Source organism: Acidovorax sp. GW821-FHT11A03 (genome assembly GCF_058809075.1).
Window position 1 is genome coordinate 298,089 of sequence record NZ_JBXASG010000007.1, and the last position, 12,002, is coordinate 310,090.

General features: G+C 65.8%; 12 protein-coding genes. 1 reads left to right on the forward strand and 11 read right to left on the reverse strand.

Translation table 11 applies throughout. From position 1 onward, the window contains the following. Positions 1 to 43 precede the first annotated feature (43 nt). From AC1RVY_RS19220 to carA, 5 genes are all read right to left on the reverse strand, one after another. Positions 44 to 490, reverse strand: a complete 447-nt coding sequence (locus AC1RVY_RS19220) for a DUF4149 domain-containing protein (protein ID WP_218341594.1) — start codon at positions 488 to 490, stop codon at positions 44 to 46. 11 nt (positions 491 to 501) lie between these two features. Next, positions 502 to 978: a transcription elongation factor GreA gene (gene greA / locus AC1RVY_RS19225; protein WP_218297680.1), complete on the reverse strand. Its 477-nt coding sequence runs from the start codon at positions 976 to 978 to the stop codon at positions 502 to 504. Positions 979 to 1,158: 180 nt separating this feature from the next. Then, positions 1,159 to 4,404 carry a carbamoyl-phosphate synthase large subunit gene (gene carB, locus AC1RVY_RS19230; protein WP_492807743.1) on the reverse strand — a complete coding sequence of 1,082 codons (3,246 nt, stop codon included), beginning with the start codon at positions 4,402 to 4,404 and terminating at the stop codon, positions 1,159 to 1,161. A 10-nt stretch (positions 4,405 to 4,414) separates the two neighbouring features. Then, on the reverse strand, positions 4,415 to 4,837 hold the full coding sequence (locus AC1RVY_RS19235; protein ID WP_492807744.1) for a hypothetical protein: 423 nt from the start codon (positions 4,835 to 4,837) through the stop codon (positions 4,415 to 4,417). A 20-nt stretch (positions 4,838 to 4,857) separates the two neighbouring features. After that, entirely contained in the window at positions 4,858 to 6,030 is a 1,173-nt protein-coding gene (gene carA / locus AC1RVY_RS19240; protein ID WP_492807745.1) for a glutamine-hydrolyzing carbamoyl-phosphate synthase small subunit, read from the reverse strand. 286 nt (positions 6,031 to 6,316) lie between these two features. Between carA and AC1RVY_RS19245 the strand changes: the two genes are divergently transcribed. Next, entirely contained in the window at positions 6,317 to 7,132 is an 816-nt protein-coding gene (locus AC1RVY_RS19245; RefSeq protein WP_218297684.1) for a hypothetical protein, read from the forward strand. A gap of 60 nt (positions 7,133 to 7,192) precedes the next feature. Here the strand turns inward: AC1RVY_RS19245 and AC1RVY_RS19250 are convergent, their stop codons facing one another. From AC1RVY_RS19250 to lpxD, 6 genes are read right to left on the reverse strand one after another with little or no spacing between them, the layout of a single operon-like run. Further along, positions 7,193 to 7,966: a TrmH family RNA methyltransferase gene (locus AC1RVY_RS19250; RefSeq protein WP_492253494.1), complete on the reverse strand. Its 774-nt coding sequence runs from the start codon at positions 7,964 to 7,966 to the stop codon at positions 7,193 to 7,195. Positions 7,967 to 7,983: 17 nt separating this feature from the next. Then, positions 7,984 to 8,610, reverse strand: a complete 627-nt coding sequence (gene rnhB, locus AC1RVY_RS19255) for a ribonuclease HII (RefSeq protein WP_218297686.1) — start codon at positions 8,608 to 8,610, stop codon at positions 7,984 to 7,986. Then, positions 8,576 to 9,739 (reverse strand): lipid-A-disaccharide synthase, encoded by a 1,164-nt coding sequence (gene lpxB, locus AC1RVY_RS19260; protein WP_218297687.1) that lies wholly within the window; start codon positions 9,737 to 9,739, stop codon positions 8,576 to 8,578. The genes rnhB and lpxB overlap by 35 nt, the downstream gene beginning before the upstream one ends. Before the next feature lie 9 nt (positions 9,740 to 9,748). After that, entirely contained in the window at positions 9,749 to 10,537 is a 789-nt protein-coding gene (gene lpxA, locus AC1RVY_RS19265) for an acyl-ACP--UDP-N-acetylglucosamine O-acyltransferase (RefSeq protein WP_218341591.1), read from the reverse strand. A 20-nt stretch (positions 10,538 to 10,557) separates the two neighbouring features. Then, positions 10,558 to 10,998 carry a 3-hydroxyacyl-ACP dehydratase FabZ gene (gene fabZ / locus AC1RVY_RS19270; RefSeq protein WP_010457855.1) on the reverse strand — a complete coding sequence of 147 codons (441 nt, stop codon included), beginning with the start codon at positions 10,996 to 10,998 and terminating at the stop codon, positions 10,558 to 10,560. Positions 10,999 to 11,014: 16 nt separating this feature from the next. Then, complete coding sequence (gene lpxD, locus AC1RVY_RS19275; protein WP_218341590.1) at positions 11,015 to 11,998, reverse strand: UDP-3-O-(3-hydroxymyristoyl)glucosamine N-acyltransferase; 984 nt, start codon at positions 11,996 to 11,998, stop codon at positions 11,015 to 11,017. Positions 11,999 to 12,002: the final 4 nt, after the last annotated feature.

Sequence of the window (12,002 nt, forward strand, 5' to 3'; positions counted from 1 at the left end):
GCGTCGGCGCTGACGCTGGCCGAGCCGCCGCGGTGCATGCGCTTCAGGCTCCGGCGGAGCCACCCCCGGCGGGCGCCTGAGGGTCGTGGCGAAGCGTTTGCCACAGCACGGCCAACGCACAGCACCATTGCAGCGCGTACATCACTGTTCCCACGCTGTGCCACACGCGCAGATCCTGCCGCGCCACGATGCGCGGTGCCACGCCAAACTGCGTGAGCAGTGCCAGCAGCATGCCGCCCAGTATGAAAACCATAGCAGCTTGCGCCCATGGGTGCTGCGCTACAGCCTGCCTAGGCCTGGAGACCAGCAGCAGCACCAGGCAGCAGGCCACCGCCACCCAGGTCTGTGCCGCAAACAGCCTGGCCGCCATGTTGCCCGCCACCGTCGGCGACGGGAGGTGGGCAAACAGCATGGGCACGACCAGAAAGCCGATGGTGGTCAGGCTTCCCCACCACAGGGCGGCCACCAGGGCAGGAAGGCGATGGAGCATGCCGCGCCTGTTCACTGGTAGCTGACCGCCACCACCTCATAGCGGCGAACGCCGCCGGGCGCCAGCACTTCGGCGGTATCGCCCTCTTCCTTGCCGATGAGCGCACGGGCGATGGGGCTGGAGATATTGATCAGGCCCTGCTTCAGGTCGGCCTCGTCCTCGCCCACGATCTGGTACTTCACGGTGTCGCCAGACTCTTCATCCTCCAGCTCGACCGTGGCGCCAAAGACCACCTTGCCGCCGCCGTCGACGGCACTGGGATCGATGACCTGCGCGACCGAGAGCTTGCCCTCGATCTCCTGGATGCGGCCCTCGATGAAGCCCTGGCGGTCCTTGGCGGCGTCGTAGTCGGCGTTTTCGCTGAGGTCCCCCTGCGCACGCGCTTCGGCGATCGCCGTGATCACCGCGGGCCGTTCCACGGTCTTGAGGCGGTGCAACTCTTCCTTGAGCTTTTCAGCGCCGCGCTTGGTAATCGGAATGGTGGCCATTCTGTCGAGTCTCCATAAGTCAAAACGGTGAAAGCGCCAAGGCACTTCCACCGGTCAGTCACCACGTCACGCCCGGGCTGTGCCGGACTTCGTGAATGGCAAGTCTACAAAAGGAAACCGCCGCACGTTGCCGCGCGGCGGTGTCTGGTCAGGCGAAGATTATGCCGCTTTTGCCGGGGCTCAGGCCACCAGCTGGGCGTGCAGCTCCTGCACCGAGTACACGTCGAGCTTGTCCAGGTACTTCATGCCCTCCACGGCTGCCTCGGCGCCAAAGATGGTCGTGAAGGTGGTCACGCGGGCCAGCAGCGACGAGGTGCGAATCGCGCGCGAGTCTGCAATCGCGTTGCGGCGCTCTTCCACCGTGTTGATGACCATGACGATCTCGTTGTTCTTGATCATGTCCACGATGTGCGGACGGCCTTCCGTGACCTTGTTGACCACCACCACCGGGACGCCCGCCTCGGCAATGGCTGCAGCGGTGCCTTTGGTCGCCACCAGGTCAAAGCCCAGCGCCACCAGCTGGCGGGCAATGTCCACCGCGCGGGGCTTGTCATTGTTCTTCACCGTGAGGAACACCTTGCCCGACGTCGGCAGCTTGGTGCCCGCGCCCAACTGGCTCTTCACGAAGGCTTCGCCAAAGGTCTTGCCCACGCCCATCACCTCGCCGGTGGACTTCATCTCGGGGCCGAGGATGGTGTCCACGCCGGGGAACTTGACGAACGGGAACACGGCCTCCTTCACGCTGAAGTAGGGCGGCGTCACCTCCTTGGTGATGCCCTGCGAGGCCAGCGTCTGGCCGGCCATGCAGCGCGCGGCCACCTTGGCCAGCTGGATGCCCGTGGCCTTGGAGACGAACGGCACGGTGCGCGAGGCGCGGGGGTTCACTTCCAGCACGTAGATCACGTCCTTGCCGTCCACTTCCTGGATGGCGAACTGCACGTTCATCAGGCCCACCACGTTCAGGCCTTCGGCCATGGCCGCGGACTGGCGCTTGAGTTCATCGACCGTGGCCTGCTTGAGGTAGTACGGCGGCAGCGAGCAGGCGGAGTCGCCCGAGTGCACACCGGCTTGTTCGATGTGCTCCATCACGCCACCGATGAAGGTCTTGCCCTCGGGATCGCGCAGGCAGTCCACGTCGCACTCGATGGCATCGTTCAGGAAGCGGTCCAGCAGCACGGGCGAGTCGTTGCTCACCTTCACGGCCTCGCGCATGTAGCGCTCCAGGTCGCGCTGCTCGTGCACGATTTCCATCGCACGGCCGCCCAGCACGTAGCTGGGGCGCACCACCAGCGGGTAGCCCAGGGCGGCGGCCTTTTCCAGCGCCTCGGCCTCGGTGCGGGCCGTGGCATTGGGGGGCTGGCGCAGCCCCAGGTCGTGCAGCAGCTTCTGGAAGCGCTCACGATCCTCGGCGGCATCGATCATGTCGGGGCTGGTGCCGATGATGGGCACGCCCTCTGCTTCGAGGCCCAGCGCCAGCTTCAGCGGCGTCTGGCCGCCGTACTGCACGATCACGCCAGTGGGCTTTTCCTTGTCCACGATTTCGAGCACGTCTTCGAGCGTGAGGGGCTCGAAGTACAGGCGGTCCGAGGTGTCGTAGTCCGTGGACACGGTTTCGGGGTTGCAGTTGACCATGATGGTCTCGTAGCCGTCCTCGCGCATGGCCAGCGCGGCGTGCACGCAGCAGTAGTCGAACTCGATGCCCTGGCCGATGCGGTTGGGGCCGCCACCGAGCACCATGATCTTCTTGTTGTTGGTCGGCTCGGCCTCGCACTCGTCCTCGTAGGTCGAGTACATGTAGGCGGTGTTGGTCGCGAATTCGGCGGCGCAGGTGTCCACGCGCTTGTACACCGGGCGCACGTTCAGCGCGCGGCGGGCTTCGCGCACGGCTTTTTCCGTCGTCTTGAGCAGCTTGGCCAGGCGGCGGTCCGAGAAGCCCTTCTTCTTGAGCGAGCGCAGCGTGCCGGCATCCAGGCTGGCCAGTGCCGCATCGCCCTTGTCCACGGCCAGCTGGTCCAGCTCCAGTTCGATCTTCACGATCTCTTCGATCTGCACCAGGAACCACTTGTCGATCTTGGTGAGGTCATACACCTCGTCCACGGAGAGGCCCATGGCGAACGCATCGCCCACGTACCAGATGCGCTCGGGGCCGGGCTCGCCCAGCTCCTTTTCGAGCACTTCACGGTCCTGGGTCTTCTCGTTCATGCCGTCCACGCCCACTTCCAGGCCGCGCAGGGCCTTCTGGAAGGACTCCTGGAAGGTGCGGCCCATGGCCATGACCTCGCCCACCGACTTCATCTGCGTGGTCAGGCGGCTGTCGGCCGTGGGGAATTTCTCGAACGCGAAACGCGGGATCTTGGTGACCACGTAGTCGATGGAGGGCTCGAACGACGCGGGCGTGGCGCCGCCGGTGATCTCGTTCTTGAGCTCGTCGAGCGTGTAGCCCACGGCCAGCTTGGCGGCGACCTTGGCGATCGGGAAGCCCGTGGCCTTGGACGCGAGGGCCGACGAACGCGACACACGGGGGTTCATCTCGATGACGATCATGCGGCCGTCCTTCGGGTTCACCGAGAACTGCACGTTGGAGCCGCCCGTGTCCACACCGATCTCGCGCAGCACCGCCAGGCTGGCGTTGCGCATGATCTGGTATTCCTTGTCGGTCAGCGTCTGCGCGGGGGCCACGGTGATGGAGTCGCCCGTGTGCACGCCCATGGGGTCCAGGTTCTCGATGGAGCAGATGATGATGCAGTTGTCCGCCTTGTCGCGGACCACCTCCATCTCGTACTCCTTCCAGCCGAGCAGCGACTCCTCGATCAGCAGCTCGTTGGTGGGCGAGGCTTCCAGGCCGCGCTTGCAGATGGTCTCGAACTCTTCGGGGTTGTAGGCAATGCCGCCGCCCGTGCCACCGAGCGTGAAGCTGGGGCGGATCACGGTGGGGAAGCCCACGCTCTTCTGGACGGCCCAGGCTTCGTCCATGCTGTGGGCGATCCCTGAGCGCGCGGAGCCCAGACCGATCTTGGTCATGGCCTCCTTGAACTTCAGGCGGTCCTCGGCCTTGTCGATGGCTTCGGGCGTGGCGCCGATCAGCTCGACCTTGTACTTGTCGAGCACGCCGTTGTGCCACAGGTCCAGCGCGCAGTTGAGCGCGGTCTGGCCGCCCATGGTGGGCAGGATGGCGTCGGGGCGCTCCTTGGCGATGATCTTCTCGACCGTCTGCCAGGTGATGGGCTCGATGTAGGTCACGTCGGCCGTGGCCGGGTCGGTCATGATCGTCGCGGGGTTGCTGTTGATCAGAATGACCTTGTAGCCTTCCTCGCGCAGGGCCTTGCAGGCCTGCACGCCGGAGTAGTCGAACTCGCAGGCCTGGCCGATGATGATCGGGCCGGCGCCGATGATGAGAATGCTTTTGATGTCTGTGCGTTTTGGCATGGTGCGTCGATCAGTCGATCGTGGGTTCGGCTGCCTGGGGGCTGGGGGTCGGGGCAGAGGCTGCTGCGTCCGATGGCGGGCGCCGCTCGGTCAACTTGGCAAGCAGCGCCTGGGCCCGTTCGGGAGGAAGGTTCTTCTGCATCAGCTGCAGCAGGCCGTCGCCCTGGATCAGCGGGCGCAGGACCTCTTCTTCCGCGTCATAAAACGTCACTTCCCATTCCTTCAGCAGCTCTGCGAAGGCGGCATCGTCCAGGGTCTTGCCCTTGGCCACCAGCGTGACGAGGGGCATGGCCTTGTTCTCGACAAACGCCTTCTTGTAGGGCTTTTGCGCCCAGCGTTCCGTGAACCACTCGCGGTGGGGCGAGGGCAGGGTCAGGACACGCTTGTGGATCGCCTTTTCCAGCGATGCGAGGGGAAAGCTGAACAGTTTCATGGCGCTAGTCCTTCCCGGGTTCAACCGGCTTTCGCCGCGCGCATGGCATCGGTGAATCGGTCGAAAAGGTAGGCGATGTCGTGCGGCCCGGGGGAAGCCTCAGGGTGGCCCTGGAAGCAGAATGCCGGCTTGTCCTTGTGGACCAGCCCTTGCAGCGTGCCGTCGAACAGGCTGATGTGCGTGGCGCGCAGGTTGGCAGGCAGCGATTCTATGTCCACCGCGAAACCGTGGTTCTGGCTCGTGATGCTCACGCGGCCGGTGTCCAGGTCCTTCACGGGGTGATTGGCCCCGTGGTGGCTGTGGGTCATCTTGAATGTCTTGGCGCCGGCGGCCAGGGCCATGATCTGATGACCCAGGCAGATGCCGAACGTGGGCACGCCGCTGTCCACGATGGTGCGGGTGGCGGCAATGGCGTAATCGCAGGGCTCCGGATCGCCGGGGCCGTTGGACAGGAACACGCCATCGGGCTTGAGTGCCAGCACATCGGCGGCGGGCGTCTTGGCAGGCACCACGGTGACCTTGCAGCCACGCTCGGCCAGCATGCGCAGGATGTTCTTCTTCACGCCGAAGTCGTACGCCACCACATGGAACTGCGGCGCCGCGAGTTCGCCGTAGCCCGAGCCCAGCTTCCACTCGGTCTGCGTCCACTCGTAACGCGACGCCGTGGTCACCACCTGGGCCAGGTCCAGCCCGGCCATGTTGGGGGCGGCCTTGGCCTTGGCGATGGCTTCGTCGATGAGCGCCTGCGTGACCGGCTGCCCGGCGGCCAGTCCGATGATGGCGCCGTTTTGCGCACCCTTGCTGCGCAGCAGGCGCGTGAGCTTGCGGGTATCGATGTTGGCGATGGCCACGGTGTTCTCGCGCACGAGGTACTGCGAGAGCGTTTCCGTGGAGCGGAAGTTGCTGGCCAGCAGGGGCAGGTCCTTGATGATCAGGCCCGCGGCATGGACCTTGTCGGCTTCGATGTCCTCCACGTTGACGCCGTAGTTGCCGATGTGCGGATACGTCAACGTGACGATCTGCTGGCAGTAGCTGGGGTCGGTGAGGATTTCCTGGTAGCCGGTGATCGCGGTGTTGAACACCACTTCGCCGACGGTGGTGCCGGTGGCACCAATCGAATTGCCGATAAAGACCGTGCCGTCTGCGAGCGCCAGGATGGCGGGCGGGAAATTTCCCTGTAGAGACAAAAGCACTGGGTTCTCCGGATGGTTACGGTCGCCCGGCGCCTGCAGGCCACTCGTGCACGCAAAGGTACGCAAGTGCCGGTGGCTGCTCTCAGATGGGTTGTTGCTTTGGGTGCGGTCGGGCGACGCTGTTGCGAGAAAAGCTCCCGATTATACCCATCGCGGTGCATTCACTCACAAATGCATGCCTTGCATAACCTTGTTACGTAAGCAAGTGTTCCAGGCATTTCAGGTGACAACGGTCCGCCTAGACTTTGCCCGACGCCTCCCGCCACTCCCACAGAGAACCCTCCCGATGCGCACTTTTCTCCGCCCTCTTGCCCTTTCCCTGGCCGGCCTGTGCGCCGCCGTCGCCGCCCAGGCCCTGGAACTGGCCAGGTACCCCCAGGTCTTCGTGGCCCCCCAGGGGGTGGAAGTGGTGCTGGCGCCCAGCGCGGATGGCAAACAGGCCCTGGTGCGCGTGAGCGGCATCAACGATCCCATTGACCAGGTCGTGTTCCTGAGCCAGCTGGAGCAACAGGGCTCCGCGCGGGAGGTCTATGCCACCCGGCTCGACGGCCGCAGCTACGGCCTGCTGCAAAAGCAGAGCCACGCCTATCGCCACGGCGAGCAGTATGTGGTGTACCTGCCCGGCAAACGCGATGGCCTGCCGCTTTCCTTCAGCGAGGAAAAGAGCAAGGCCTTCAAGCTGGCGGACCTGCAGGCGAGCTACCAGAGCCAGCAAAAGCAGGGCGTGCAGGAAAAGCTGGCCCGCTTTGACCGCAGCAAGCGCCTCGCGGGGGCGCAGGCCGAGCTGGCCAGGGCCGACCAGGAAGCCTCCGCGGCCTGCGGCACGCCGGTGAAGACCACGGTCGACTGGAGCACGATCGATGACGAGAAGCTGCAGACCTTGAGCATCGGCAGCTTCTGCGGCGTGGTGGCCTCGGAGCTGGACTCCATGTGCCGCAACACGCCCGCCTTCAAGAGCACGGCGTCCGGGCTGGGCCAGGTGCAGTGCAGGTTCGCGCCACAGCTCAAGATCCGCGTGGAAAACCAGCAGGTGCTGTTCAGCACCGAGAAGGATGCGCCCAACCAGGGCGATTTCGTGCGCCAGTTCCTGCGCAACCTCTAGAAAAACGGGAGAAGACGGGCTTCCGCGGCCCCCCCCGGAGCCGGCTGCGAAGGGAGGTGTTCAGCGCCCGGCGCCGCTCGCATGCAGGCAGATCGCCGCCGCCGCCGCGACGTTCAGCGACTCCTCGCCGCCGGGCTGCGCGATGCGGATGCGCATCGCAGCCCGCTCCTCCAGCACGGCGGAGACGCCCTGCCCTTCATGGCCCATGACCCATGCGCAGGGCCAGGGCAGCGCGGCCCGGTGCAGCCAGTCCCCGGCGTGCGAACTGGTCACCAGCATGGGCACCTTCAGGGACTGGAGTTCGCCGTGCTCCACGCCTTCGATCAGGTCCAGCGCGAAATGCGCGCCCATGCCGGCGCGCAGCACCTTGGGGGACCACAGGGCGGCGCTGCCCTTGACGGCGACCACCTGACGGAATCCGAATGCCGACGCGCTGCGCAGGATGGAACCCACATTGCCGGCGTCCTGCACCCGGTCCAGCACGACGGTGGCGGCGTCCGTGCGCAATGCGGCGGCAGCGGGCAGATCGATGATGAAGCCCATGCGGGCAGGCGACTCCAGACCGCTGATGTCGGCAAACAGGGCATCGGCGAGCACTATGGTTTTCATAGCTGCCTGCGCCCATTCCACTTGCGCCTGAGGCCAAAAAGACTCGGAAAATACCGCGATTGATGCCCGCTGGCCCCGTTCCAGGGCGGCGCGGCAGAGGTGGTCACCCTCCAGCCACACCCTGCCCTGCTTGCGGTAGGCGGTGGTGTCCTGCGCGAGCCGGCGCAGTTCCTTCACGAAGGTGTTGTCCCGCGAATGGATCGCGGTGATGGACGGAGAGGTCATGGGGCGAGCAGGTTCCGTCAGGCAAGCAGGCTCTGCGCCACGGGCGCAAAGGAACGCCGGTGATGGACGCAGGCCCCGTGCTCGCGCAAGGCGGCCATGTGCACCGCGGTGCCATAGCCCTTGTGGCCGGCAAACCCGTACTGCGGAAACTCTTCATGCACCTGCACGCACCAGCGGTCGCGGTGCACCTTGGCCAGGATGGAGGCGGCCGAGATGGCCGGCACCAGCGCATCGCCCTTGACGATGGCCTCGGCCTGGATGCCCAGCGTGGGCAGGCGGTTGCCATCGACCAGCACCATGACGGGTTTCAGGCGCAGCCCCATCACGGCCCGCCGCATGGCCAGCAGCGTGGCCTGCAGGATGTTGAGCTGGTCGATCTCTTCCACGCTGGCCTCGGCAATGCTGCAGCACAGCGCCTTGGCACGGATTTCGTCGTAGAGTTTCTCGCGCCGGGCAGGCGTGAGCTTCTTGGAATCGGCAAGGCCGGCGATCGGATTGAGGTCATCCAGGATGACCGCGGCCGCCACCACGGGCCCCGCCAGCGGGCCGCGGCCCGCCTCGTCCACGCCGGACACAAGACCCGGCGGGTGCCATGGCAGGCAGGCCTGTTCAGGCAGCTGGGTGAAGGATTTTCTGGATCGCATCGGCAGCCAGTTGGGGGGTATTGCGTTGCAGGCTTTCGTGCAGCGCCGTAAAGCGCTGCTCCAGGGCCGTGATTTTCTCAGGATTGTGCTGGCGCGCATCCAGCCATTGCAGCGTTGCCGCGCAGAGCGCCTGGGGTGTCGCGGCATCCTGGATCAGCTCGGGGACCACGAATTCTCCGCAAAGGATATTGGGCAGCCCCACCCAGGGCTGCAGCTGCTTGCGGCGCATGAGCCACCAGCTCAACGGGTGCATGTGGTAGCCGATGACCATGGGACGCTTGAACAGCGCCGCCTCCAGCGTCGCGGTGCCGCTGGCGATCAGCGTGGCGTCGCAGGCGGCCAGCACGGCATGGGACTGGCCGGACACGATCTGCACCGCCCCACCCAGACCCGCGGCCCGTGCCGCCTGCACGATGCGCTCCCGCAGCGCCGGCACGGCAGGAACTATCAATTTAATAGCTGGACGCGCTTTCAGGACAAGCGCTGCAGCCTCAAAGAAAGGCTGCGTGATGTAGGCGATCTCCGAGGAGCGGCTGCCCGGCAGAATGGCCAGCACCTCGTCGGCATCCTGCAGGCCGAGCTGGGCGCGGGCGGCGGCGCGGTCCGGCACCATGGGAATCACGCCGGCAAGCGGGTGGCCCACATAGGTCGCCGCAATGCCGTGCCGCGCCAGCAGCTCGGGCTCGAACGGAAAGATGCACAGCACGTGGTCGGCGCTGCGGCGTATCTTCTCGACACGGTCCGCGCGCCAGGCCCAGATCGACGGGCACACGAAGTGCACGGTCTTGACGCCCGCGGCACGCAGGTCGGCCTCCAACTTCAGGTTGAAGTCAGGCGCATCCACGCCGATGAACACGTCCGGACGCTCCTTGAGCAGCCGCTCACGCAGTTGCTTGCGAATGCCCAGCAGCTCGCGCAGGCGGCGCAGCACCTCCATGCTGTACCCATGTACGGCGAGCTTCTCGCTGGGCCACCAGGCGGCAAAACCCCGGCGCTGCATCTGCGGGCCACCAATGCCGCAGGACTGCAGGCCTGGCCAATGGGCCTGCATGCCGTCGATCAGCAGGCCGGCAAGCAGGTCGCCGGAGGTCTCGCCCGCCACCATGGCGACGCGGGGGGAAGCCTTCATCATTGCCCCTCAGCGCGCGATGCCGCGCGTGGAGGTATCCAGGAAACCCAGCATCATGGCGATGTCGGGCGCAGCCTCCGGATGGGCGGCTGGCAACTCGGCCACGCCTGCGCGTGCGGCCTCCAGTGTCAGCCCCTGGCGATAGAGCAGGCGGTGCATCTGCTTGATGCCCGCCACACGCTCTGCCGAGAAGCCCCGGCGGCGCAGCCCGACGATGTTGAGGCCGCGCAGCGCCAGCGGATTGCCGTCGGCCAGCATGAAGGGGGGCACATCCTGCGACACGGCGCTGGCAAAGCCGACCATGGCATGGGCACCGATCGAGACGAACTGGTGAATGCCGGTGAGCCCGCCGATGGTGACCCAGTCGGCAAGGTGCACATGGCCTGCCAGCGTGGTGTTGTTGGAGAGCGTGGTGTGGTTGTCAACGCGGCAGTCGTGCGCGATGTGGGTGTACGCCATGATCCAGTTGTCGCTGCCCACGCGCGTGATACCGCCGGCTCCCGGCACACCGAGGTTGAAGGTGCAGAACTCGCGGATCACGTTGCGGTCGCCGATGACGAGTTCGGTCGGCTCGCCCGCGTACTTCTTGTCCTGCGGCACGGCACCCAGCGATGCGAACTGGAAAATGCGGTTGTCGGCCCCGATCGTGGTGCGCCCTTCGATCACGCAGTGCGGCCCCACCGTGGTTCCCGCCCCGATCACCACGTCGGGACCAATCACCGCGTAGGGCCCCACCGTGACCGTGGGATCCAGACTGGCGCCTTGCGCGACTATGGCCGTGGGATGAATATTGCTCACGATCTGCAAGTCTGAGCGGATCAACCCACGCTGCGCATGGTGCACATGAGTTCGGCCTCGCAGGCCACTTCCTCGCCCACGCTGGCCACGCCCTTGAACTTCCAGATGCCGCCGCGCACGCGGTCGATCGTGATGGAGAGAATCAGCTGATCGCCCGGCTCCACCGGCCGCTTGAAGCGCGCGCCATCGATGCCGACGAAGTAGTAGATGTTGTTTTCATCGGGCACCTTGCCCATCGCGTCGAACGCCAGCAGGCCGGCGGCCTGCGCCAGGGCCTCGAGGATCAACACACCCGGCATCACCGGGCGCCCTGGAAAGTGCCCCATGAAATAAGGCTCGTTGAACGTCACGTTCTTGATCGCCTTGATGCGGGTGTTGCTCTCAAGCTCGATCACTTTGTCCACCAGCAGGAACGGGTAGCGGTGGGGCAGTTGCTTGAGAATTGCGTGGATATCCATCATCGAGTTGTTCTTCCGTTCATGCTGCTTTCAGAGCTTGCTCCAGCGCCTTGATGCGCTCTCGCAAGCTGTGCAGTTGTTTGAGTGTTGCAGCGTTTTTTTCCCAACGCGCATTGTCGTCGATGGGAAACATGCCCGTGTATTGCCCAGGCTGGCTCAAAGAGCGCGTGACCACCGTGGCGGCAGAGATGTGCACGTTGTCCGCCATCTCCAGATGGCCCAGCACGATGGCGCCGCCGCCCACGGTGCAGTGCGCACCAATGGTCGCGCTGCCGGCCACGCCCACGCACCCCGCCAGGGCAGAGTGCTTGCCGATGCGCACGTTGTGCCCGATCTGGATCAGGTTGTCGAGCTTGACGCCGTCTTCGATGACGGTGTCCAGCAGCGCACCACGGTCGATGCAGGTGTTGGCGCCGATCTCGACATCGTCGCCAATGTGCACGGCCCCCAGTTGCTCGATCTTGACCCACTGCCCGTTCTCGGGCGCAAAACCAAAGCCGTCGGCGCCGATCACCACGCCGGGGTGCACGATGCAGCGCGCGCCGATGCGGCAGCCCTCGCCCACCGTGACACGGGACTTGAGCACGGTTCCTGCGCCAATGCGCGCACCGCGTTCCACCACGCACAGGGGACCGATGGTGGCGGTGGCATCGACCTGCGCCGACGGGTCCACGACCGCGCTCGCGTGCACACCGCCCTGCACTGCGGGGGCATTGAGCCGGCGCCAAAGCTGCGTGGCCCGCGCGAAGTACACGTAGGGGTTGTCCGCCACGATGCAGGCGCCACGGGCCAGGGCGGCATCGCGCATGGCAGGCGCCACAATGACACAGGCCGCCCGGGAGGCGGCCAGTTGCTGTTGGTAGCGGGGGTTGCTCAGGAAACTGAGGTCTCCCGGCCCTGCAACCTCCAGGGGCGCGATGCGGGAAATGACGGCATCCCGTGCCGCACCTCCTTCCAGCGAGCCACCGAGCGCATCAACTATGTGCCCGAGAAGCAAGCTCACGCGC

Coding starts and splice junctions, on each gene's coding strand:
- AC1RVY_RS19235 (WP_492807744.1), bottom strand. CDS start 4,837: ATGAAACTGTTCAGCTTTCCCCTCGCATCGCTGGAAAAGGCGATCCAC.
- lpxB (WP_218297687.1), bottom strand. CDS start 9,739: ATGAAGGCTTCCCCCCGCGTCGCCATGGTGGCGGGCGAGACCTCCGGC.
- carB (WP_492807743.1), bottom strand. CDS start 4,404: ATGCCAAAACGCACAGACATCAAAAGCATTCTCATCATCGGCGCCGGC.
- AC1RVY_RS19250 (WP_492253494.1), bottom strand. CDS start 7,966: ATGACCTCTCCGTCCATCACCGCGATCCATTCGCGGGACAACACCTTC.
- greA (WP_218297680.1), bottom strand. CDS start 978: ATGGCCACCATTCCGATTACCAAGCGCGGCGCTGAAAAGCTCAAGGAA.
- fabZ (WP_010457855.1), bottom strand. CDS start 10,998: ATGATGGATATCCACGCAATTCTCAAGCAACTGCCCCACCGCTACCCG.
- AC1RVY_RS19220 (WP_218341594.1), bottom strand. CDS start 490: ATGCTCCATCGCCTTCCTGCCCTGGTGGCCGCCCTGTGGTGGGGAAGC.
- AC1RVY_RS19245 (WP_218297684.1), top strand. CDS start 6,317: ATGCGCACTTTTCTCCGCCCTCTTGCCCTTTCCCTGGCCGGCCTGTGC.
- rnhB (WP_218297686.1), bottom strand. CDS start 8,610: ATGCGATCCAGAAAATCCTTCACCCAGCTGCCTGAACAGGCCTGCCTG.